At 30.8% G+C, this 22,074-nt stretch carries 24 protein-coding genes and 1 pseudogene; 9 read left to right on the forward strand and 16 right to left on the reverse strand.

Annotated features, from left to right (window positions below):
• Nucleotides 1–151: 151 nt before the first annotated feature.
• The 3 genes from AC0N0V_RS10970 (at nt 152) to clpP (ending at nt 1,695) form a co-directional block, all read left to right on the forward strand.
• Entirely contained in the window at nt 152–493 is a 342-nt protein-coding gene (locus AC0N0V_RS10970) for a CC/Se motif family (seleno)protein (protein ID WP_474464122.1), read from the forward strand.
• Nucleotides 494–694: 201 nt separating this feature from the next.
• Nucleotides 695–1,072 (forward strand): helix-turn-helix transcriptional regulator, encoded by a 378-nt coding sequence (locus AC0N0V_RS10975; protein ID WP_474464507.1) that lies wholly within the window; start codon nt 695–697, stop codon nt 1,070–1,072.
• 35 nt (nt 1,073–1,107) lie between these two features.
• Entirely contained in the window at nt 1,108–1,695 is a 588-nt protein-coding gene (clpP, locus tag AC0N0V_RS10980; RefSeq protein WP_474464124.1) for an ATP-dependent Clp endopeptidase proteolytic subunit ClpP, read from the forward strand.
• A 200-nt stretch (nt 1,696–1,895) separates the two neighbouring features.
• Here clpP and AC0N0V_RS10985 read toward each other — a convergent pair whose 3' ends face one another.
• From AC0N0V_RS10985 to AC0N0V_RS10995, 3 genes are all read right to left on the reverse strand, one after another.
• Nucleotides 1,896–2,336, reverse strand: coding sequence for a hypothetical protein (locus tag AC0N0V_RS10985; RefSeq protein ID WP_474464126.1), 441 nt, complete (start codon nt 2,334–2,336; stop codon nt 1,896–1,898).
• A gap of 231 nt (nt 2,337–2,567) precedes the next feature.
• Nucleotides 2,568–2,840 carry a hypothetical protein gene (locus AC0N0V_RS10990; RefSeq protein WP_474464128.1) on the reverse strand — a complete coding sequence of 91 codons (273 nt, stop codon included), beginning with the start codon at nt 2,838–2,840 and terminating at the stop codon, nt 2,568–2,570.
• Between the two features lie 344 nt (nt 2,841–3,184).
• Nucleotides 3,185–3,373: a hypothetical protein gene (locus tag AC0N0V_RS10995; protein WP_474464130.1), complete on the reverse strand. Its 189-nt coding sequence runs from the start codon at nt 3,371–3,373 to the stop codon at nt 3,185–3,187.
• Nucleotides 3,374–3,658: 285 nt separating this feature from the next.
• Here AC0N0V_RS10995 and AC0N0V_RS11000 point away from each other — a divergent pair, with 285 nt between their 5' ends.
• Nucleotides 3,659–3,967, forward strand: coding sequence for a hypothetical protein (locus tag AC0N0V_RS11000; RefSeq protein WP_474464132.1), 309 nt, complete (start codon nt 3,659–3,661; stop codon nt 3,965–3,967).
• Nucleotides 3,968–4,409: 442 nt separating this feature from the next.
• Here AC0N0V_RS11000 and AC0N0V_RS11005 read toward each other — a convergent pair whose 3' ends face one another.
• Nucleotides 4,410–5,960 carry an acyl CoA:acetate/3-ketoacid CoA transferase gene (locus AC0N0V_RS11005; RefSeq protein WP_474464134.1) on the reverse strand — a complete coding sequence of 517 codons (1,551 nt, stop codon included), beginning with the start codon at nt 5,958–5,960 and terminating at the stop codon, nt 4,410–4,412.
• A gap of 237 nt (nt 5,961–6,197) precedes the next feature.
• On the reverse strand, nt 6,198–7,658 hold the full coding sequence (locus AC0N0V_RS11010) for a 4-hydroxyphenylacetate 3-hydroxylase N-terminal domain-containing protein (protein WP_474464136.1): 1,461 nt from the start codon (nt 7,656–7,658) through the stop codon (nt 6,198–6,200).
• 261 nt (nt 7,659–7,919) lie between these two features.
• Here AC0N0V_RS11010 and AC0N0V_RS11015 point away from each other — a divergent pair, with 261 nt between their 5' ends.
• The gene (locus tag AC0N0V_RS11015; RefSeq protein WP_474464138.1) at nt 7,920–9,059 is read left to right on the forward strand and encodes an acyl-CoA dehydrogenase; all 1,140 of its coding nucleotides are present in this window, start codon (nt 7,920–7,922) and stop codon (nt 9,057–9,059) included.
• Nucleotides 9,060–9,199: 140 nt separating this feature from the next.
• Here AC0N0V_RS11015 and AC0N0V_RS11020 read toward each other — a convergent pair whose 3' ends face one another.
• A complete protein-coding gene (locus AC0N0V_RS11020; RefSeq protein ID WP_474464140.1) occupies nt 9,200–10,555 on the reverse strand; it encodes a hypothetical protein in 1,356 nt (451 codons plus the stop codon).
• A gap of 307 nt (nt 10,556–10,862) precedes the next feature.
• On the opposite strand from AC0N0V_RS11020, the gene AC0N0V_RS11025 reads away from it, so the two are divergent.
• Nucleotides 10,863–11,354, forward strand: coding sequence for a GyrI-like domain-containing protein (locus tag AC0N0V_RS11025; RefSeq protein ID WP_474464141.1), 492 nt, complete (start codon nt 10,863–10,865; stop codon nt 11,352–11,354).
• Nucleotides 11,355–11,633: 279 nt separating this feature from the next.
• On the opposite strand, the gene AC0N0V_RS11030 is transcribed toward AC0N0V_RS11025, so the two are convergent.
• A complete protein-coding gene (locus AC0N0V_RS11030; RefSeq protein WP_474464143.1) occupies nt 11,634–12,467 on the reverse strand; it encodes a nitroreductase family protein in 834 nt (277 codons plus the stop codon).
• 225 nt (nt 12,468–12,692) lie between these two features.
• Here AC0N0V_RS11030 and AC0N0V_RS11035 point away from each other — a divergent pair, with 225 nt between their 5' ends.
• On the forward strand, nt 12,693–13,574 hold the full coding sequence (locus tag AC0N0V_RS11035; RefSeq protein ID WP_474464144.1) for a LysR family transcriptional regulator: 882 nt from the start codon (nt 12,693–12,695) through the stop codon (nt 13,572–13,574).
• 166 nt (nt 13,575–13,740) lie between these two features.
• Here AC0N0V_RS11035 and AC0N0V_RS11040 read toward each other — a convergent pair whose 3' ends face one another.
• Entirely contained in the window at nt 13,741–14,244 is a 504-nt protein-coding gene (locus tag AC0N0V_RS11040) for an RrF2 family transcriptional regulator (RefSeq protein WP_474464146.1), read from the reverse strand.
• Between the two features lie 233 nt (nt 14,245–14,477).
• On the opposite strand from AC0N0V_RS11040, the gene AC0N0V_RS11045 reads away from it, so the two are divergent.
• Complete coding sequence (locus tag AC0N0V_RS11045) at nt 14,478–14,849, forward strand: pyridoxamine 5'-phosphate oxidase family protein (protein ID WP_474464148.1); 372 nt, start codon at nt 14,478–14,480, stop codon at nt 14,847–14,849.
• 142 nt (nt 14,850–14,991) lie between these two features.
• On the opposite strand, the gene AC0N0V_RS11050 is transcribed toward AC0N0V_RS11045, so the two are convergent.
• The 3 genes from AC0N0V_RS11050 to AC0N0V_RS11060 form a co-directional block, all read right to left on the reverse strand.
• Nucleotides 14,992–16,611, reverse strand: a complete 1,620-nt coding sequence (locus AC0N0V_RS11050) for a methyltransferase domain-containing protein (RefSeq protein ID WP_474464150.1) — start codon at nt 16,609–16,611, stop codon at nt 14,992–14,994.
• Between the two features lie 68 nt (nt 16,612–16,679).
• The gene (locus tag AC0N0V_RS11055; protein ID WP_474464151.1) at nt 16,680–17,354 is read right to left on the reverse strand and encodes a pseudouridine synthase; all 675 of its coding nucleotides are present in this window, start codon (nt 17,352–17,354) and stop codon (nt 16,680–16,682) included.
• Nucleotides 17,355–17,407: 53 nt separating this feature from the next.
• Nucleotides 17,408–17,701 (reverse strand): hypothetical protein, encoded by a 294-nt coding sequence (locus AC0N0V_RS11060; RefSeq protein WP_474464153.1) that lies wholly within the window; start codon nt 17,699–17,701, stop codon nt 17,408–17,410.
• A gap of 277 nt (nt 17,702–17,978) precedes the next feature.
• Here AC0N0V_RS11060 and AC0N0V_RS11065 point away from each other — a divergent pair.
• Nucleotides 17,979–18,284 (forward strand): annotated as a pseudogene (locus AC0N0V_RS11065) (HAD-IA family hydrolase); the annotation flags it as partial.
• Between the two features lie 618 nt (nt 18,285–18,902).
• Here the strand turns inward: AC0N0V_RS11065 and AC0N0V_RS11070 are convergent.
• The 5 genes from AC0N0V_RS11070 to AC0N0V_RS11090 form a co-directional block, all read right to left on the reverse strand.
• Nucleotides 18,903–19,460, reverse strand: a complete 558-nt coding sequence (locus AC0N0V_RS11070) for a BUD32 family EKC/KEOPS complex subunit (protein WP_474464155.1) — start codon at nt 19,458–19,460, stop codon at nt 18,903–18,905.
• A gap of 244 nt (nt 19,461–19,704) precedes the next feature.
• Nucleotides 19,705–20,082 (reverse strand): HIT family protein, encoded by a 378-nt coding sequence (locus AC0N0V_RS11075; RefSeq protein WP_474464156.1) that lies wholly within the window; start codon nt 20,080–20,082, stop codon nt 19,705–19,707.
• A 16-nt stretch (nt 20,083–20,098) separates the two neighbouring features.
• The gene (locus tag AC0N0V_RS11080; RefSeq protein ID WP_474464158.1) at nt 20,099–20,365 is read right to left on the reverse strand and encodes a DUF1653 domain-containing protein; all 267 of its coding nucleotides are present in this window, start codon (nt 20,363–20,365) and stop codon (nt 20,099–20,101) included.
• Between the two features lie 160 nt (nt 20,366–20,525).
• Nucleotides 20,526–21,326, reverse strand: a complete 801-nt coding sequence (locus AC0N0V_RS11085) for a MurR/RpiR family transcriptional regulator (RefSeq protein WP_474464159.1) — start codon at nt 21,324–21,326, stop codon at nt 20,526–20,528.
• A 93-nt stretch (nt 21,327–21,419) separates the two neighbouring features.
• Nucleotides 21,420–22,064, reverse strand: coding sequence for an N-acetylmannosamine-6-phosphate 2-epimerase (locus tag AC0N0V_RS11090; RefSeq protein ID WP_474464160.1), 645 nt, complete (start codon nt 22,062–22,064; stop codon nt 21,420–21,422).
• Nucleotides 22,065–22,074 lie beyond the last annotated feature (10 nt).

The following is a 22,074-nucleotide window of genomic DNA, read 5'->3' on the forward strand; positions in this document are numbered from 1 at the left end:
TAAAACCAAGCAATTAATTGTGTTATTTCCTGTTTTATCAACATAATTATATTTTAGATCAATTTAAAATTTATATTATTTACTAGCAGGAAAATCACAAATGTTGTCGAATACTATAGCATGTTTATTATCTTCGTAGTAAACAACTTAATTGAAAGGATGTGTTATTATTAATATAGAAATTAAAAAAGAGGTTAAAGGTTATTTATATCAAAAGAATACTAAAGATATTTATATAAAAATGGAAAATAGAGGTGGATGCTGCTCAGGACCAGTTTATGTTCCTACAGTTAGGATAGGAAAACCACATGATAGTGATATTTATGACTGCTTTGTAAAAGACGACGTTACAATTTACTTACCTAAAAAAATGGAGAATGAAGATACTGAAAATATTACTATTAAAGTTCGTAATATTTTAGGATTTAAGTCCTTAGTAGTAAATGGTTTACTAGCCTATAAAGAAAAAAATTGGCAAAAGAAAAAGTACTAATTTTTTTCTGCAATTAACGTTAACAAACATAATATATTAGATCAACTATACTCTCTTGTATTAATTAATACAAGAGAGTATTTTTTTAAGATTTCTTTTATAATTACTATCACATAATTGAGCAAAAAAAGACAGGATTTACATGAAAAGCTAATATATAATATAGAAAAGAGATTAAATGAGATAGGTAGGTATGATAACATGAATTATGATATTTGTATCAAGAAATCTATTGAGTATATCGAAGATAATCTAAACAACAAAATAGAACTTAAAGAACTTGCAGAGAAAGTCTTTCTATCCAAGTACCATTTTCACAGGGTTTTTCATGCTATTGTTGGCGAACCTGTAGCTGAATACATAAGAAAAAGAAGGCTTTTAGAAGCAGCCAATGAACTGTTGAATACTGACGATAAAATTGTAGATATAGCATTGAGATATCAGTTTAGCTCTCAAGAATCCTTCACTAAAGCTTTTAAAAAACTTTATGGCATACCTCCAAGAGAATTTAGGAGAAATAGGATCAATGTATCCATGATAAATACTCCAACGACAAGCCAGCCTTCTATGGCAGCTTAATATTTAATAAAATTATATTTTAAGAGGTGATTTTAATGAGTTATGTACCAGTAGTTATCGAACAAACAAATTTAGGAGAACGTTCTTATGACATCTTCTCGAGATTACTTAAAGACAGAATAATTATGTTAAACGATCAAGTTACTGATGCATCTGCAAGCATAATTGTAGCACAGATGTTGTTCCTAGAAGCCGACAATCCTGATGCTGATATTCACTTTTATATAAATAGTCCTGGAGGTTCTACTACTGCTGGAATGGCAATATATGATACAATGCAATATATAAAGCCGGACGTATCTACAATATGCGTTGGCATGGCAGCAAGCATGGGCTCATTTCTTCTAGCAGCAGGCGCCTCTGGAAAAAGATACGCTCTTCCCAATAGTGAAATTCTCATTCATCAACCATCTGTATATGGAGGTTTTCAAGGCCAAGCCACAGATATAAAAATTCATACAGAATGGCTTCTCAGAACTAAGAGCAAGATAAATAAAATATATAGTGAAAGAACAGGTATCCCTATTGAAAAAATAGAAAGAGATATGGAAAGAGATTATTTCATGTCTGCAGAAGAAGCCAAGGATTATGGAATAATAGATAAAATCCTTTTAAGACATTAAGATAAATTCTTATAAAAAGATATATAATTTTAGGATGGGAAATGTGACATAAGGGACTCGCTAACATAGTCGGATAAATCCCACGTTAAGGAATAAAATGAATGATTATTTTATGAGTTACTCCCGTTAAGTTATAGTAACCCCTTGTACATTATTAGAATCTAAAAGTTTAATATAATCATCTGATGATAAATCAGGTACTAATTTATTTTTGGCAGCATCTGAAAATATAGCAAGCTCTGATGCCATATATATTGAGCTAATTCATCTGCTGTTTCTGCTATAGTAAGCACTAATGTATTAGTATCTAATGTATTTAAATACTCGTTCACTTTTTTAGTTGTTTTCTTACCACTTTCTGTTGAATCTAATAATTTTGACCGATTAACTGCAGAAATATCCTTTAATTTTTTAAAATGCTTTTTTTCTTTGATTTGTTCTGTTGTTGGGACTAAGCTCTTACTTTGTTCTACAGATGTTGTCACTGATGTTTGGTCATTTGTTGTAGCATAAACATGTATTTTATTACTTGAAATGCTTACAATAGAACAAATTACAACTACAGCAATAAGTCCGCTTATGTTTTTTTGTTCATTTACAATTCCCCCCCCATATTTCTTAATACTATACCAAAATAACACTATTGGTATAAACTTGTCAGTATAATCCCAATATACAAAAATATCGAATATTGCATATTGGGATTATACATTTTTGATATACATGCTTAAATAAAAGGAATGAAATGTAAAGATATCTAAGAGTAGTTTAAAAGGTCAACTCTCTTTTATATCGAAAACTTAAAGAAACCTATGAAAAATCAAATTAATTACATTTGACTTTTCATAGGTTTCTTGTACTTTAGTATTTATTTAATATAATTGTAATTTTTTATGCTTTCTCATGATACTAATTACAAATATTGCAAAGATTATAAATATTGCAGAAAGTAAAATTACAGATAAGAACCATTCTTTAAATGGTAATTTAAAAACTACATTTGACCCATATAATGGGGTTAAAAATACAATATCAAAAACAATACTTAACACATACAACTTATGAAACTTAGAAGAAGTATCCAATGCAACTTGAGCATTTTGTAATGTAATAATTAGGGCTATAGTAGCTAAAAACATCACCATTATCCAGTAACACACCATATATATATATGGTTAATCCTTTTTTATTATAAAAGTATATTCCAAAGCCAACCCATACAAATAAATAAAAAACTGAAAAAATAAAATTTAAATATGATGATGGGGCGCCTATTTCAATAGGAAGATTTATCATTATGCCCATAATATTTAGAATAATTAAAATTGAAATAGCAACTTTACTTCTCAAATATATCACTCCTTCTAAAACTACTTACTTAATTTTCTTTACAAAAAGTAATGGATACAGTTCTCTTAATCTTAAGTGTATTTATACTATTGAAATAATTCAATTTGATTTTCAATTAAGTATTTAATTCTAAATTCTACTATTTTTTTAGGATAAATATTTCATTCACTTTTCCCCTGGCGACACCTCCTCTTCCTTTTTCCATTTGTATCAAGGTTTTTTTAGATATCCCAAGAACATATGCCATTTTATCTTTAGTATAATTTTTTTCATTTCTTATAAGTCTAACTTCTGAATCTACCACTTTCACAAAATGTTCCATTACCACAATAGTCTCTTCGTAATTATATTTTTAAGTATATAGTTTTTTCACAATGTAATAAATCCATTATAGTGTAATTTTACACTATAATGGATAATTAATCAACTCAATTGCCTGTTTATCTTATATTAAATATCTTTGATTCACAGAAAAAAATGCAACGTAGATAACTAGTACATTGAATACTATTAGAGTTCCATAAACGGTCATTATTACGAAATTGCTACACTTACAGAACTTAAAAACAGAATACATTCAGGAGATGTATTCGTTGAAGGCAGTAAAAATTTTATGGACTTTGAAGAATATCTAATACCTCGTGATGAGTGGAGCATCGCTAAAGGTACAGGTGCAAGACTTGATGTAAATCTTCATGTAAGAGAATATTTTCAAGAAAGAATAGAATCCTTAGACAGTAGATTAAAATGGTTCTCAAAAAACCTTCATAAACTAGATGGTGCAACTATTGATAATTTTAAAATACACATAGATAGATCGGAGAAAGATACCTCTTCTGAAGCAGTGCAGTTAAGCCAAAAGCTTTATGAAATGATGCCTAGAATTAAACATCCTGATTTACTTTTAGAAGTATCAAAATGAGCAGATTTTGATAGAACTTTTATTCATACTTCAACTGGACATGCTAGTAAAGGAGAAGAAAAAACAATTTTAAAGGCAGCTCTTATGGCTATGGGTACTAATTAATTTACTTGAAGAGTATAATTTTGATGTTAAAAATATTCCTGAATACGATGAATTGAGACCGTTAAATACTAATAATCCATAAGATAGCTTAGAGTGGGTAAATTAATCACTTTTTACCCACTTTTCACCTTAGCGTGGGTATTGTCAGAAATGTTGACGATGCCTTATGAGTAATTAAACTATAGTAATGCAGCAAGCATTCTATACATTACTATAGTCTTGTTAAACATACTTCACATCATTAATTAAAAACAAGTAATCTAACACTAATTTCTTTTCTTATTTTCTTCGCAATTCGCACCACGTCTATCTTCAGGTATCACAAATTATTTTAATGTTAAATTTTTATCCCCATTAGAGAAGCCTTAAATATTCTTTCATCCATTAGCTTCAAATTTCTAGATAGTATCGGCTTAAATTCCATATGGGCTAATACATCCTTTTCTAAATCTATTCCTGGAGCTATTTCTTCCAATACTAACCCCTCTTTGGTCAATCTAAATACCGCCCTCTCTGTAACATAGAGCACTAGTTGACCAACGTCGTTTGCATACTCGCCGCTAAATGTTATCTGTTCTACTTTATCTATAAATTTATTAGATCTACCTTCATTTTCTATTATCAGCTTTCCATTATCAGCTTTTAATTTTAAACCTCCAGCAGTAAAGGTACCACAATATATTAATTTCTTAGCATTCTGAGTTATATCTATAAATCCTCCGCATCCAGGAATCTTTGGTCCAAACTTACTAACATTAATATTACCATACTTATCACACTGTGCTAACCCTAAAAATGCCACATCAAGTCCACCACCATCATAAAAATCAAACTGCTTGTCTTGGTCTAGTATAGCTTCTGGATTAATTGTAGCTCCAAAATTCAGCCCTGATGCTGGAACTCCTCCCACTCCCCCAGCTTCTACTGTTAAAGTCATTTCATGTGCAATTCCTTCCTCATTAGCTACATTTGCTATACCTTCTGGCATTCCCATTCCGAGATTTGTAGCTGCATTAGGAACAAGCTCCATAGCTGCTCTCCTTGCAATAATTTTTCTCTCGTCAAGTGGTAATGGTTCTATTGAATTTACTGGTACCCTAACCTCTCCGCAAAATGCTGGATTATAAACCTCTCCGTAAGTTTGCATATTGTTTTTTGGGTCTCCAACTACTATAGCATCAACATATAACCCTGGAATCTTTACTTTCCTTGGATCTAGAGAACCACTTGATACTACTTTTTCAACCTGAAGTATTACTATTCCTCCCGAATTTTTAGCTGCCTGTGCCATTGAAGTTGCATCTAAAACTGTTGCTTCTCTCTCTAGGGTTGCATTTCCATCCTCATCCGCATATGTGGCCCTTAAAATTGTTACGTTTATCGGAAAAGTTTTATAGAATAAATACTCCTCCCCATGTAACGTAATAACTTCTACTATGTCCTCCTTAGTAAATTTATTCAATTTACCTCCCTCTATCCTTGGATCAGCATAGGTTTTTAATCCTACGCGAGTAATTACACCAGGTCTTTTTGCAGCGATATCTCTGTATAAATGGCATATAACTCCCATAGGTAAATTATATGCTTTAATCTTATTTTCGAAAGCTAACTTTTGAAGCTTCGGTACCAATCCCCAGTGACCTCCTATTACCTTGGTTACCAATCCTTCGTGTCCCATATGATTTAATCCCGTATCTTTACTGTTTCCTTGACCTGCTGCGTAAACTAAAGTTAGGTTCTTAGGCCTTTGTTGTTCTAAATATATTCTTTCAATTTCAGAGGTGATATCTTCGGGGTGAGCACAGCCTAAAAATCCTCCTATAGCAATAGTATCGCCATCTTTAATTAGAGCAACTGCTTCTGTTTTTGACATGATTTTTGATCTCATTATCTACCACTCTCCATTCATTTTATAATCGATCTCCCAGGTACTTTTAGACGATAAATTATCTAGTTACGGACATAATGAATGTAGGGTTAAATTTGAAAATCCAGCTAAGAAACCTACGGCATGTTTTTGATACTAGCCGTAGGTAATTTAATCTGTCACTATTATTTTTAGTCAAATGCAATACCACAAAAATGGTTTTTACTATTGATAATTATATAGAAGCACTATAAAATTCTATTTGCCTACTTCTGGTACATCTTCGGTTATTCCAGCAATTTTCTTAGCGCATTCAGCAAATTTATCCATTGGAGTTAATGCTCTTACAACCATTCTAGCTCCATCTGGTGATCCACCGCCATGCATACAACCTGGAATTCCTCCACCTACTGTTAGGTATTCAGCTAAACGTGCAGCACGAGCTCTAGCCTCTGCAGATACTAATTTGCCTGCTTTAAAATACTTTTTAATTAATTCTCCGTTTTCTTCACTGTTAAAGTCTGCATAGGACGGCATACATCCAGTTTCTACAATACCACTCCCAATTTCTTGGCAAAGTCTTCTAGTTTCAGTTGGTAACTTAGCCACATTTACTTTGTTTGCATGTGCCGCTTTTGAATCCGCAATAAAAGTTCCTGATGGATGCTGTTTTCCAAGTACGATAGCACCTACTCCCGAGGAATAAGTAGTCTCATTGTTAAGCGCCATTTCAGTTATTTTATCGTGGAACTTTTTAACTGATAACCCATTAGCTCTTACGTTTAAAACTGCAGTACCAATCATGCAGTCCCCTTGTCCCGCAACACATGCACCTATACATGAACGATAGTTAGCAGTAAACCCACCTATGAATTTTCCTGCACCTTCAAATTCACCAGCCATAAACACTCTTTCATTAGGAACAAATACATCATTAAAGAATATCCATGATTGTGTTATACCAGTTTGAGGCATATCCCATCCATCTTCAAATCTTCTCTTGTCGCTTGGTCCACGGGATTCAATGATAGTTATTCCATCCATATCTCTAGGAACAGAAAAACATACTGCATAATCTTTAGCACCTTCTTTTAATCCAGTTGTAGGAACTACAAAAATTTCATGAGCAGCTGCTACTCCTGCGATTTGAGCTTTACATCCACGAACAACTATTCCATCTGGTCTTTTCTCAACTATATGAACATAAGCATCTGGATTCTCAGGTTGGTTATCTGGACCAAAGCTTCTGTCTCCTTTAGCATCAGTTAAAGCACCTGCTATAACCCAACCATTTTCCTGTGCCTTTAAAAAATATGCTTTTAATCTTTCTTGATAGTTTGTTCCATATTTCTTATCTATATCATGTGTTACAGACCACATTATGTTTGATGCTTGCCATCCAACACATAATCCAGCATGGCAATTTCCAGTTTCTAAAAACATATGCCTCTTGAATTTCATATTCATTATTAATTCTTCTTGTGACCACATTGGATTAGTCCAACGCATTACTTCTTCACCAGTAAAATGTGAAGTAGCAACTACCAATTCCTTTGTTTCTGCATTTTCTGCAAGTTCAAATGCGTGACTATGTGTATTTACAACTGCTCGTGTAGCAGGATGTGAAGTTACATCTTTAATTAATTCATCAAACTTGTAGATATTTGATTTCATCCTCCTTAAAGATTCTAAGTACTGTTCTTTTGATATAATCGCCATATATTTTCCAACTCCCCTCAAAACTGTTAATTATTCGGATATCATTTTAATCACAATTTTGTAATTGTTTACATACCCAATAATACATATGATTGTTTTTTGTCATATATGAATTTTTTTTGAACAAGAAATCTTAATTGCTTCATCCAAAAATCTATTTTAATTAACATTCACAACAGTAATTTTTTTTATATTTTTATCATAACTTTAATTAGACATAATTAATTACAAAACTATCAAACGATTAGGGGGAATTTTTTTATGGATTTTAAACTCACTTTAGAACAAGAAGCTGTAAAACAGATGGCTAAAGCATTTACTGAAAAGGAAATCAAGCCAATTTCGGCAGAAAGTGATAAAACAGGTATATTTCCAACGGAAAACTTTAAAAAAATGGGGGAAATGGGCCTTTTCGGATTGCCTTTCCCAAAAGAATATGGTGGATCAGGTGGAGATTACATGTCTTATATTTTAGCTCTTGAGGAAATATCAAAAGCATGTGCCTCTACAGGAATATCCTATTCAGTACACGTTTCCCTATGCTCATCTCCAATATATATGTTCGGAACAGAAGAACAAAAACATAAATATTTGCCTGATCTCCTTTCTGGTAAAAAAATTGGTGCTTTTGGTCTAACTGAGCCTAATGCTGGCACTGATGCGGCAGCTGGTCAAGCTACTGCTGTCCTAGATGGCGATTATTATATACTAAATGGTCAGAAGAAATTTACTACTAATGGTCCTATTGCTGATACTTTTCTAGTATTTGCAATAACAGATAAGAGTAAAGGAGCAAAGGGATTGTCCGCCTTTATAGTTGAAAAAGACTTTCCTGGAATTTCCGTTGGAAAAATTGAGGATAAAATGGGCTTAAGAGCAGCTCAGGTTTCTGAAACCTTCTTTACTGATTGTAAAATTCCTAAAGAAAATCTTCTAGGAAAAGAAGGGGATGGCTTTAAAATAGCTATGAAAACTTTAGATGGTGGAAGAATAGGAGTAGCTGCTCAGGCACTGGGAATTGCTGAGGGAGCTCTTGAAGAAACTATTAAATATGTTTCTCAAAGGAAACAATTTGGAAAAGAAATATATAAATTCCAAGGTCCTTCTTGGATGATGGCTGACATGGATGTTAAAATTGAACAGGCAAGATACTTAACTTATAAAGCTGCTTGGGATAAGGATAACAATCAACCTTACTCAGTATCAGCAGCTAGAGCAAAACTCACTGCTAGTGACACTGCTATGTATGTAACTACAGAAGGTGTTCAACTTTTTGGTGGGTATGGATATATGAAAGATTTCCCTCTTGAAAGAATGATGAGAGATGCTAAGATAACTCAAATATATGAAGGTACTAATCAGGTACAAAAAATGGTTATTTCCGGTTCACTGGTTAGGTAGCCTAAATTATTGTATTTTATTAAAGAGGACTATATAAAAGTGAACTTTCAGGCCAATGTTTAGCGTTATTAACATTGACTTAATAACACTAAACATTGGCTTTTGCTTACAGTTTCTTACTTACTGAAGTTGCTTTTTCCCTACTCCGCTTTACGTCTATTAGGATTCTCTATTATTTCTAACTGTCTGATATAATGAGTATTATGTTTATTTATAACTTTCTTAAAGTCTTCGTTGTCATTAATAAGTTCGTCAGATATATCAAAATAATCTACTTTTACATCTATTCTATCAATGATATCTTTAGGAGTAGGGAATTTTAAAGTTGTTGTTACATATCTTTTTATAAATATCTTCCTAATTTCTTCCTCTGATAATCCTTTTTCATTACGTTCTAGTAAAAGTAATCTATCCTTTTTATAGATTTCATTTTGAAGCTTTTTATCGTTTTCTGAAACCTTAAATAAATACTGCATTAAAAGCTCCCTGCTGTTATCAAGTATTGACTCTAGGTTATCTTCAGTTTTGCTGCTTTTAAACTCAATTAATTTGTAAAATCTATTATTCTTATTTTCTTTATTTTCTCCTTTGATGAATTCAAGAAATTCAGCTTTTAACTTATTAATTTCTTTATCAAATTCTTGTTTTTTATATACATTTAATATATAACCAAATCTTCCTGCATCTAAAAGATAACTTTCTATAATTTTTCTAAGCTCGGAATAAAATAATTTAGTGTCTTCAAGCTTTTTTAAATCCTCTGTAGTAAATATATTCCAGCTTCTTACTTCTCTCTCATCACGGTTTTCTAGCATTAATGTAAATGGTCTTAGACTAATTTTCTTATTCTTAATTCTAATACCAATAGACTGTATCTTTGCTAACTTATAATTATTTCTATAAAAATTCACTTTTCGAAGTCTAGAGAGGCCGATTGGAGGATTAATTCTTAGATTATTTATTGTTTTACATATATTTTCTTCAATATTAATGTAACTTTCTTTATCTGATTCTAAATTAAAAGAAATAAATAAATTTTCACCATTTATTAATGGTTGTTTTTCATTGCTATATAACTGTACATAAATTTGTTCAGTCACAGTGGAGTTTCCTAGAACTCCATTAGGAGTTTTCTTTCTTATGAAGTTTTCTTCTATCAATGAAATATCGGGAGTATATATCAAGGATTGGTTATCTACAATCACAATCGAAATTTTAATTTTGTCTATTAATTTAACCTTAAGAATATCAAAGTTTTTTCGTATCAAATTTAAGGCTTCTATATCCCCTAGCCCGTTTCTGATAGATTGTTCACCCAAATCTAGATAAACCTTACATTTCACCTTCTTGTTTTCTACTACATCAAGTATAGTTTCAACTTCCCATAAATTATACGCCGGTTTAGCAATAATTACCCTTTCTTTTGCTTCTTTAATAAAGGATAATAAATAGTCATCTGTTACGCTAACAAATTTAATTTCTTCGTCTCCTAACATATCAAAACTCCCCCAATTCATAGATATAAACAATAAAGCCTATATTATTTAGTTTATATATTTCCATATTCTTCAAATAATTTCAATTTCCTCCTATTATTTTTGTTATTTTATCTTAAGTACTAATAAAGCATTATATGAAAAAAATTAAATTATTCATTTGAGTCTCAACAAAAATTTAATATCCTAGTATGCTATGTAACACTCTACTTGTTTCAAGAAATAACCTAAGATTGAAAAAGTTACTAAGCATGATATTATTATTCTAAGGTTACCATTCCATTTACCATTGAAAGGAGATAAAAATATGGATTATAGAGTAATTCAAAAAGAAGCATTTAAAGTTATAGGCAAGGTATTTACTATATCTACAAAGGATAATGAGCATGAAAGGAGAATTGCTGAACTTTGGAATGAATGCACTATCGACGGAACACTAGAAAATTTTTTTTCGATAGATGTTAGTCAAAATTTACTAGGCATATGTATAAATTATGAGCATGATAAAGAACAACTTACTTACATGGTTGCAATAGAAAATATGAATAATTCAATAGCTACCGATTTTGAAACCAGAGAAATCCCAACTGCTACTTGGGCTGTATTTACGTCAGTAGGCCCAATGCCTCATACAATACAAAATGTATGGACAAGAATCTACCAGGAATGGTTTCCTACAACGGATTTTAAGCATGCTAATGCACCTGAGCTTGAAGTTTATCTTCCTGGAGATCCGTCAGCACAGGATTACAAATGTGAAGTGTGGATACCAATAGTAAAAAATAACGAGCGCAAATAAATACATTGAGTGTAATTTTTAGTCTGAATTAGTATTCAGCTAAAACATAAAGCATAATGGAACCTTTTAATCATAAAATCACAATATAATTATGCACTTATGTCCAATGAATCCTCTTTTACACGGTGTTCAAACATGTAATATGTCCTGCCTCTATTAATTTAAAAAGGGGCTGTCGCATTAAGAATAAATACTACAATATATTGTATATAAATTCCTTAGTGCGACAGCCCCTTTTTAGTTTAATAATGTAAAATAAGATCTTACTCAAAACTCACTTTATTTCCAAGTTATATCCGCTTCTTTTCTTGGTACAGTTCTAAAATACTTCACATCAGGATATCCTACTATCATGCATGTTACTATTTTTTTACCTTCTTTAACTCCAATAAAATCTAAAATCTTTTTGTTATCTTGTGCAGCTAGTACAAAAAATCCGCTAAAAAATGTTCCTAGTCCTAAAGCATTCGTCATAAGTTCCATATTTGAAGAGGCCAATGCACCATTTACATCTGAATTAGCCGTAACTACTATTAATGCTGGGGCATTAAAAAATAGTTTGTCATTTTCATTAAAATTTTTATTAGGATTCGCTTTAAAATCTTCATACATTTTTATCCACATCTCTGCGTATTTTTTAAATCTCATAGTTTGTGGAGTCAGGTTTGCTAGCATAACCTCTCCTTTTTCCTTTAAGCTTTCTAAGGTTAAAGCTCTTAGTTCTGATAGCCCCTCTCTCACTACTGTAAAAGATACATCTTGCATGTTACTACCAGTTTGGGTATATCTACCAGCTTCTATAATTTTAGAAATCTTCTCTGCTTCTACTGCTTTATCCTTAAATTGTCTTACAGTTCTTCTGAATTTAATAAAATTTAATAAGTTATCAGATTCAACTAGAAACTCCTCTTTATTATAATTCTTTACATCTTCCATGTTATATTCATCTGTTGATACCGCATCTTTAGGACATACAGCAATACAGTGTCCACATTTAATACAGGTTATGTTATTAATCTTAGCTTTTCCATCAACTATTTCAATATCTCTTGGAAAGCAATCCTTAACACATAGTCCACAGCCAATACACTTTTCAGTATTTACATTCATCATAAAATAATCCACTCCCTAATATTTCTATAGTTTATATACTTTTGACTTATATATAAATAAAATTTATAATAAACTTATATAATTATATGTCCCCTTTTCAACATATTAGGATTATATCATCATATAATCGATTGTGTCCAATTAATATTATTCACACAACTATAACTTAAAGTTATATATCGATAGCATTTTATTTTCTTAAAATAAATAATAAGGAGTTTGTACATGAATTTACAGCAATTAGAGTATTTTAAAAAAATAGCAGAAACTGAAAATTTCACCACTGCTGCAGCTTTAGTCTCAGTGACTCAACCAGCTTTAAGTAAAGCAATTTCTAAGCTAGAAACCGAATTAAATGTGCCTCTATTTGAAAGAAATGGTCGCAATGTGAAACTTACTTCTTTTGGAGAAGCATTTTTAAAGCATGCCGATATAGCTTTACTAGAAATCGAAAAAGGAATTCGAGAGTTACAGGATATGGTAAACCCTGATAAAGGGATTATATCTATTGCATCCACTTATTGTATTGGTACATATTTTATGCCTTTTATAATAAGTGATTTTTTAAGCAGCTGTCCCTGTACTAAATTTCAATTTAATCATGAATCTACACCTGAAATATTAAATGATTTAAAGAATGGTAAAATAGATCTGGGGTTTTATGATAGTATTGATGATATTCATAAACATGCGGAAATTAAATCAATACCAGTAAGAAAAGAGGATTATGTGTTAATTGTTCCTAAAAATCACCCTCTCTCAACTAAAACAGAAGTTTCTTTAAATGACTTAAAAGAAGAATCCTTTATTGTATTTTCAGAAGAAAATAAAGATACAATGCTTTCTTATTCTGAATTTATAGGCTATACCCCTAAGATTTCTATACAACCGAGTGAAGCTAGCATGCTAGGAGGATTAGTAGCTGCTGGTGCTGGAATTACTATAGTTCCAAATACTCCTCTTATCAATACAAACACACTATCTATTTTAAAAATAAAAGAAGATATAGGATATAAAACTATTTATATGGGTTGGCATAAAGATTCATATATGTCTCCTATAGCAAAGAAATTTAGAGACTACGTAATATCGATAGCTAGAAATTAAGATATGTTTTAAATTTTTAAGTAGAAATCAAATAACCGCTCATAAATTGAATTCAGGTGAGCGGTTAAATATATTTTAAGTTTCAACGCATCAATTGAAAAATCACTTAACTGTGATAAATTATACCTACAACAGCTGATTATTAAACTGCCTTAATATCTTAAATTTATCGAGATTTGATATTATTGAACCATTCAATCGTTGCTTTTCCTTGCTCTTTGGGAATCTTATTATACACTTGTTCATGCAACCATCCTATAGTCTTATTATTCAAATACTGTCTCATCTGTTCTTCTGCTTCTAACATTACAACTTTTATTAGACAAGGACATTTTGTATATGTATCAGGTAAATTATTTTTATCTAATAAGATATTATTCTGCCTAATCTCTGCACACTGAAATAATGGCGAAGCACCTTCTACTGCTTCAACTATGTGCCAAAAGGTTATGCTTTCAGGATCACGTGCTAACTCATATCCCCCATTAACACCTGGGATTGACCTCACAATACCTGCTTTTCTTAATTTTGTATATACTTTTGATAGATAGGTTTCTGATACTCCCTGAAATGTTGCTAAATCTTTAATTCCAACAGCTTTTCCTGATGGGATATCTACCATATATAATAAACAATGTAATGCATACTCTACTCCTATGGAAAATTGCAATACAACCACCCTCCTAAACAACAAGATAATCTTTCAACATAATACTTCATTATTCTTTTGTAGTCAATACACTTGATGTAATCTCCAAGTATTATTTCCTCTGAAAAGCATCATTAATTATTGTTGACTTTTAAAAAAAATCATTATATAATAATCGTAGATAACATGTATCGACGATATACGGTATACACGATATATGTATTGTCTAACAAAATTAGAGGAGGAATTATACAATGCTTACAGAGAAGTTTTTTGAAGTAATAAATAAAGAAGGTGTAGTTTCAATAGTATCCTGGGGTATAGATGAACCCCATGTTGTCAACACTTGGAACTCATATTTAAATGTAACATCCGATGAAAGAATTTTAATTCCTGCCGCAGGGATGCGTAGAACACAAAAAAATGTAAATGAAAATAATAAAGTAAAATTAACTTTGGGTAGTAAAGAAGTTATGGGTTATAACTACCCAGGAACAGGTTTCTTAATTGAAGGGACTGCAAGATACGTTGAATCTGGTTCAGAATTTGATATGATGAAGGAAAAATTTCCTTTCCTAAGCAGAGTATTAGAGATAACAGTTACATCTGCAAAGCAAACACTTTAGATGTTATATTATCTGTACAAGCACTAACCTATCTAACAAAACAAGCCTTCGAGATATACTGATGAACGTATATCTCAAAGGTTTATTTTATTAACTCAAAATATAATTAGTTTTACAAGCTACTCATTTAAATGAAAGCTAATTATATCACTTTTATTACAAATACATTAGGGGTCAAGCCACCGCTTTCAATCTTTATAGTATCAATAACCTCAAGATACTCATTACCTATTAAACTTTGCTTAAGTAGATTTTTTTCTACAGTATAAAGAAATGCCATCCCTCCTGGTTTTATAAGACTAGGAATCTTATCTACAAATTCACTATATAATTTCGCACTAAAGCCACTAGCTCCTGCTTTGCTTTCAAAAGGCATATTTGATATCATTTCATCAAATAGATTTTTTGAGTGAAATTCTAATATATCTTCAGATATTAATACTATATCCATATTAGCTAAATCAGAATTTATTGCTGCATATGTAATACCTGTGTTAAATATATCAACTCCTGTTAAGGTTTGAAAATCTTTTAATTTTGCTCTTTCTATTAACATAGTACCCACACCGCAAAATGGGTCTATAACTTTAGCATTAGGTTTTAGCCATTTTTCTATAGATTTCATTACAATTGCAGCTGTTACAGGATTTATGGATGCAGGTAGATCCTTCTCTCTGTAATCAAATCTATTATCCTTTAATGTGTATAGCTTAATAAATACACTACATAAATTATCTTTCTCAACTATTCTAATTTCAATTTCATAGGAGGATGGGCTATTTTTCAAATTTCCAACTGAAATTTCATCTAATTCTCTAGATAAGTTTTTTACAAACTCTGATCTTTCCTTGCTATAGTTCATGGTTTTAAATTCAACTCTATACCAAAAGGCAGAGTTATCATCTTCTGCATGACACTGATTTAAAAAGCCCACAACATCTGCATTTATAATTGAAGTAGCTATTTTCTTAGGATTAAGCTCCAAATTATTGCAGGACTCTAAAGGAAAAAGAAGTTCATAAAAAGTTCTACAGCTATATACTTTTTTAAAATCTTTTTCGTTAATATGTATACCTTCAGTTACGAGTGTACCTTCAATTGATTTTTCTTTAAGGTCTATTAAAGTAATCTGAGACTGGTCATTCATAGTTGTTAGTATCATAGGCACAGGATTTTTAAAACCTATAAATTCATGCGGTATAGGAGGAGATAACTTAGATATAGCACTTGTAAGTGCACGCTTTTCTTCGTTTATATGCTTCTCATCCTTTTTAGACTCGCTTTTAAAAGCCTTAGCTTTTTCTTTTATTATTAATTCTTCATATATTGACCTAAGCCTTTCTGCATCTAAAACTCCACCACAGTTTCCTATTGCAAGTATGTATGAAGCTTTTACGAATAATTGCTCCTCAGAACTATAAGCACTATATAAAGCCTCTAGATATTCAGCATCACCTAATTCACTAATAATACCACAAACATTTTTTCTAACTTTCGGATCTGAATGCTTAAGAAAATCAGCAAGTTTTTGCTTAGAATTTCCCATAGCTCTTTTAAATATACCTCTGGGTTTTTCTTTTTTTATAATATCCCTTATAACAGAAAGTATTGCTCTAGGATTCTCCTGATTTAAAGCTTCCGACCATAATAGTGGCATTGCATTATTATAATCCTTTGAAAGTTTATCTATTATTTCAGCTCTCTGCTTATCATCAGAAGTTTTTAGATCTTCTATTAAATTTGTGTAATTTACATCTTTCATTTGATTCACCTCTTATGCTTAAATTTCATAGCTTTCATTATACCCTATATTCTGAAATACTTACAATTTCACTTTATTTCCATTACTTCTTCAGCTGTAAGTTTGCGCCACTTACCATTATCTATTCCATCAATTTTTATATTAGCAATTCGAATACGTTCTAAACGTATAACTCTATATCCAAAAGTTTTGCTCATTCTGCGAATTTGTCTATTTAACCCTTGTGTAAGAACAATACAGAAAGTATCTTCGTTAACTCTGGTTACCTTGCAAGGTTTTGTTATAGTACCACAAATTTCAACTCCTCTAGACATCCCTTCCATGAAAAAATCATCAAAGGGCTTGTTAACAGTTACTATATACTCTTTTTCATATCCAATTTTAGATTCTAAAATCTTATTGTGGAACTCCCCATCATTTGTTAACAATATTAATCCTTGAGAGTCTTTATCAAGCCTTCCAATGGGAAAAATATATTCTGGATAGTTTACAAAATCTATTATATTCTCTTTGACTTCTTTTGAAGCAGTACAGGTAATGCCTACAGGTTTATTTAAGGCTATATATATTCTATCTTTTACTGGAATGGGCTTATTATCAAAAAGAATAATATCGCTCTCTTCTACCCACTGACCAAGTTGAGGAATTTGTCCATTTACTGTTATTCTATTTTGCTCAATAAGTCTATTAGTTTCTCTTCTTGAACAAAAACCAAGATTACTAAGAAGCTTATTTATTCTCATTTTCAAATTTTATCCTTTCATGAATACTTTTATTTTTAAATCTAAAGCAAAGTTTATATATTTTCTTCTACATAAGAAATATTACCGTCAAAGATGTAATTCAAAGAAGTTTTTGAACCTTCTAGTACAAACATCATTTTTTCAATTATAACTTGCTCTTCCTTGTTAGTTGTTATAGACAGTTTACCATCTTCATTTACTTCAGACTTTAGCCCAAATTCATATATAAAGTCATTTATAATTCTTATCCACTCAGATATGTCATGAGACTCTATCTTTTCCTTCTTTATAAAGTCCTTTAGTGTTTTATCTAATTGTTTTTTTGAGTATTTCAATATATTTGCCATCTCTTCCTCCTAATTTTAGTCCTAATAAAGTATACCACAAAATTTGAAATCATATTGTGTAACCTAATCATTACTTGAAAAATCAAATTAAGTGAGTTCAACTATTCAACAACCTGAGACTTTTTACAAAAAATTTGTATGTTATAATTATAAAAACTAACTGTCTTTGGAGGATTATTATGAAATACGAGATTATAACATTTGATGCAGATGAGACTTTGTTTGATTTTAAAAATCTGAGAAAGATGCTTTTAAAAATGATATGCTTGAATTTGATCAGGATAACAGAATAAGAAAATCAATTATCGCAAAATATTTTCAGGATATAGTAGTATCTGAAGAGGTTCAGGTGTCAAAACCTGATTCAAAAATATTTGAATTCACTTTAAACAATATTAAACATACAGACAATAGCAAGATTTTGATAGTCGGAGATAGCCTAACCTCTGATATACAAGGTGGAGTAAATTCTGGTATAGATACCTGCTGGTTTAATCCTAATAAAACTGTAAATAAAGCAGAAACAAAACCTACTTATGAGATTTCTAATTTGATGGAGCTGAAAGATATACTTGAAAAATAGCATGACAAATTGGTATAATTAGTAATAAAAATTAACTTTAACATGTTTGTATAGGGGGCTGTGAATGAAGCACACGCCATTTTAAGTTTTGAAATGGTTCTTGTGTCTTACAGTATTTCACAAAGCTTAAAACGCACTATAAAGCTTAATTAGAATATTTTATTATAAAAAACAAACAATAAATCTATAATATAAGTTTTGAGATGTACTAATAAAATGTTAGGTGGTGATTACAAATGAAACCCATAATAATGCTTATTACTAGTTGGTGACCTTACTGCAAAACTGCGGCTTCTTGGATAGAAGAAATAAAAAACGAAAACCCAAAGTACGCAAACATTGAGGTCAAAATAATAGATGAAGAGCTTGAGCCGTCGATAGCTAAGCAATATGATTATTATTACGTGCCTACATATTTTGTTGATGGAGTTAAAATCCATGAGGGAGCTACCTCTAAGAAGCAGCTTATAGATGCTTTCGAAGTTGCTTCTAGATAGAAATCTTTGAAATTAAGCCAATGCTTATGTTTTATTAAGCATTGGCTTTTTATTATAAGATGTTTTTAATTGTGAGTAGTAATTTAAGTCATAGTATTTATTAGTAACTAGCTTAATTAGGCTAGTATAAATTTATCCATTCTGAGTATTTGTCAATATATTTGTTTTTTATTAGTCTAAAGAATTCATCTATAACACCTAATTTTTTTAGTCCACTTAGCATTTCTAATGGATATCTTTCAATAATGCGATAGCTTCTTCTAGGGTCAATTATTTTAACAGACTCATCAGCTAGTACAAAAATATGGTGAGTGCGTATATCTAATCGTGTAAATCCAAGTTTTTCAAAATCACATATTAATTCTACTAATTCAAATGCTAGTTTTTCACTAAGTGGATTGTTTGCCAAATATTTTTTAAGGGTCATTCCAGGTATAAAATCCATAATAATAGAATAATGATCATACCCATATACTTTTGTAAAAAACCTACTTTTGCTTGCACTATTCAAAATAAATAGCTGATCTTGACAGGAATGCCTGCTGTGAAAAATTTTTATTACTTTATCAGGCGGTAAAAAATATACTTTTCCTTGTTTACCCTCTCCGATAAATTTTAAAGCACTAATGTCAACATCTCTAGAATAGTTAGGATAACTAGATTTATATTGGCTAGTCATAATAATTACCTCACTTTGTAATTATTTGTTTGTCATTCGTTAAACTACATTATAGTATATTATATTAATAATTAAGCTGTGAGGTTACTTAACATTAATGCCTGGGTTATATAGGTTAATATGTGTCTAAATTAAAGTAAATTTTACTCCACTAAAAATTAGAGTACCGGCATAAAAATACAAAATTATCCCCAAACAGAAGCTATTCTCTGTTTGGGGATAATTTTTCTTAATATTAACTTTTTTAGCCATCATATTCAACTAAAGGCATCTTAAAATTTCTTATTCCACCTCTAGGATTGCCTACATCTCCTTTATACCTTGGTATAAGGTGGACGTGAAGATGCATTACAGTCTGTCCTGCGTAATATCCAACGTTTACTCCTATGTTATATCCTGATGGTTCATACTGAATACCCATCATTTCCTTTACTTCATGCATGAGAGAATAAATAGCCTTTATCTCTTCTTCTGACGCTTCAAAGAAGTCTTGAAAGTGTCTTTTAGGTATTATAAGTGTATGACCTTCGTTTACCGGAAACTTATCTGTTATAGCAAAAGCTAGTTTATTTTCTGCTATTATTTCTGATTTATTGTAGTTACAGAAGATGCAATCGTTCATTTGTTATTCTCCTTTTCTAATTACAATGAATGTCTTCAGTTTTCAAGTTTAGTTCCTGTAAGCTCATAAATCTATATTTTTGCCCTGTTGGGTTTTCTTTTTCTTCCGGTACTTCTTCTAAAAACATATTTAAGGGTCTAGCAAAGGTTCCTTTATTTCCATATAAAGGTGTGTATATTACTAGTTTTTCTCCTGTTTCAGTATGTTCTGCTATATACATAACTTTGTACCAATGGTTTTTGAAGTGCCTATAGTATTGTTCTATTTGAAGTTTTCTTTCCATTTTAAATCTCCTATTCTCTTTAGTTTCTAAGTGTAAACTAGGCATTTTTGAGTATTTATTATTTATAAGATGTTAAATTTAATTATTATAAATTAGCAAACCTGTACTTTTAACCAGTAGGATTTTACTTTTTTAAATCTAGGATATAAAAATTGACTTGTTATTCACTTGTTATAGCATCTATAGTTCTCTGCATTTTTTTGCTTAACTTCTCATCCTCTAATAATACCATTGATATTACATCCATGAGATACATTGCAGAAAATTGACTGTTTATAAACCTCTTTTTATCTACAAACAAAGTGTTATAAATTATAAAATTTATATCTGCCAATTTAGTCATTGAACTATCTTGAAAACTAGTTATAGCCACTATTTTAGCCCCATTATTTTTCGATATTCTTAATGAATTTACAACCTCTTCAGTTTCTCCTGAAATAGATATTCCTATAACTAAATCCTCCTCTGATACTATAGAACTATTTATTATCATCATATGAGGATCTGAAATACTATGTACATTGAATCCCATACGCAGCAATCTTTGCATACTTTCTATGGCAGTCAAACCAGAACTTCCTACTCCATATATGTATATTTTATTTGCTCTCTTTATCCCATCTACTACCTTTAATATTTGTTCCTTACTAATCGATTGTTTAGTTCCTTCAATAACCTTATTATAATAGGAGTATACTTCGGAAAGTATCCCCTCTTCTTTATCTTCCTGCTCATCTCTTTTAATAGAATTAAGTTTTATTTTCATATCCACAAAGCTATCACATTCTATTTTTTTGCAAAATCTAGTAATAGTCGCACCTGATGTATTTGTAAGCCTGGCTAAATCAGCAATATTTATATTATTAATTGTATTACTTTGCTGCAATACATAATCGGCTATATTTTTCTCTTTATCAGAAAAGGAATTATATTTCTTTTGAATCTCCAATAAAACATCCACTTCTATCCCACCTTATACTAAATATTATCCTATATCTATAATACTATAGAAAAAAGATACTCTAAAATTTTAAATCTTAGAGTATCTTCTTGATTATAACGCTTTTTTAACTTCTTCTGCAAACCTTTTAGTAATTAATTGTGGTCTTGTTATAGCTCCACCTACCACTACTGCGTAGGCACCCATTTCCATTGCCTTTCTAGCTTTCTCTGGTAAATCAAAATTTCCTTCTGCTATTATTAGCTTTTGACAAACTTTAATTAAACCTCCAAGGACTTCAAAGTTATTTTTGTCCTTTGATTGAGAAGTATATCCTACTAAAGTAGTCCCGATATAGTCGAATCCTAATTCCTCAGCTCTAATCCCTTCTTCTACCGTAGAAACATCGGCCATAAACTTTTGGTTTGGATATAACTTTTTTAAAGATCTTAAAAATTCTATATCTTGATCAAATGTACCATCTACCGCTAAAATCTCAACTCCTACATTAACTAAACCTTCCACTTCCTTCACAGTTGGTGTGATATAGGGAATCATATCTGTATAATTCTTTTTTATAATCCCTATAATAGGCAAATCAACTTCTTCCTTAATAGCTTTTATATCTTCAATAGTATTAGCACGAATAGCAACAGCTCCACCTTGTTTTGCTGCTAAAGCCATCTTACTCATTATAAATGAACTATGCAATGGTTCATCCTCTAATGCTTGGCATGATACCACTAATCCTCTTTCCATAAGCTCCTCC

The sequence above is a fragment of the Clostridium sp. CS1-1 genome (assembly GCF_056135525.1).

What these genes read in the sequence shown, in the direction of transcription:
- AC0N0V_RS10975 (WP_474464507.1), top strand. Translation starts at nt 695, where the DNA reads ATGAATTATGATATTTGTATCAAGAAATCTATTGAGTATATCGAAGAT.
- clpP (WP_474464124.1), top strand. Translation starts at nt 1,108, where the DNA reads ATGAGTTATGTACCAGTAGTTATCGAACAAACAAATTTAGGAGAACGT.
- AC0N0V_RS10990 (WP_474464128.1), bottom strand. Translation starts at nt 2,840, where the DNA reads ATGGTGATGTTTTTAGCTACTATAGCCCTAATTATTACATTACAAAAT.
- AC0N0V_RS11000 (WP_474464132.1), top strand. Translation starts at nt 3,659, where the DNA reads ATGGACTTTGAAGAATATCTAATACCTCGTGATGAGTGGAGCATCGCT.
- AC0N0V_RS11005 (WP_474464134.1), bottom strand. Translation starts at nt 5,960, where the DNA reads ATGAGATCAAAAATCATGTCAAAAACAGAAGCAGTTGCTCTAATTAAA.
- AC0N0V_RS11010 (WP_474464136.1), bottom strand. Translation starts at nt 7,658, where the DNA reads ATGGCGATTATATCAAAAGAACAGTACTTAGAATCTTTAAGGAGGATG.
- AC0N0V_RS11015 (WP_474464138.1), top strand. Translation starts at nt 7,920, where the DNA reads ATGGATTTTAAACTCACTTTAGAACAAGAAGCTGTAAAACAGATGGCT.
- AC0N0V_RS11020 (WP_474464140.1), bottom strand. Translation starts at nt 10,555, where the DNA reads ATGTTAGGAGACGAAGAAATTAAATTTGTTAGCGTAACAGATGACTAT.
- AC0N0V_RS11025 (WP_474464141.1), top strand. Translation starts at nt 10,863, where the DNA reads ATGGATTATAGAGTAATTCAAAAAGAAGCATTTAAAGTTATAGGCAAG.
- AC0N0V_RS11030 (WP_474464143.1), bottom strand. Translation starts at nt 12,467, where the DNA reads ATGATGAATGTAAATACTGAAAAGTGTATTGGCTGTGGACTATGTGTT.
- AC0N0V_RS11035 (WP_474464144.1), top strand. Translation starts at nt 12,693, where the DNA reads ATGAATTTACAGCAATTAGAGTATTTTAAAAAAATAGCAGAAACTGAA.
- AC0N0V_RS11045 (WP_474464148.1), top strand. Translation starts at nt 14,478, where the DNA reads ATGCTTACAGAGAAGTTTTTTGAAGTAATAAATAAAGAAGGTGTAGTT.
- AC0N0V_RS11050 (WP_474464150.1), bottom strand. Translation starts at nt 16,611, where the DNA reads ATGAAAGATGTAAATTACACAAATTTAATAGAAGATCTAAAAACTTCT.
- AC0N0V_RS11055 (WP_474464151.1), bottom strand. Translation starts at nt 17,354, where the DNA reads ATGAGAATAAATAAGCTTCTTAGTAATCTTGGTTTTTGTTCAAGAAGA.
- AC0N0V_RS11060 (WP_474464153.1), bottom strand. Translation starts at nt 17,701, where the DNA reads ATGGCAAATATATTGAAATACTCAAAAAAACAATTAGATAAAACACTA.
- AC0N0V_RS11070 (WP_474464155.1), bottom strand. Translation starts at nt 19,460, where the DNA reads ATGACTAGCCAATATAAATCTAGTTATCCTAACTATTCTAGAGATGTT.
- AC0N0V_RS11075 (WP_474464156.1), bottom strand. Translation starts at nt 20,082, where the DNA reads ATGAACGATTGCATCTTCTGTAACTACAATAAATCAGAAATAATAGCA.
- AC0N0V_RS11080 (WP_474464158.1), bottom strand. Translation starts at nt 20,365, where the DNA reads ATGGAAAGAAAACTTCAAATAGAACAATACTATAGGCACTTCAAAAAC.
- AC0N0V_RS11090 (WP_474464160.1), bottom strand. Translation starts at nt 22,064, where the DNA reads ATGGAAAGAGGATTAGTGGTATCATGCCAAGCATTAGAGGATGAACCA.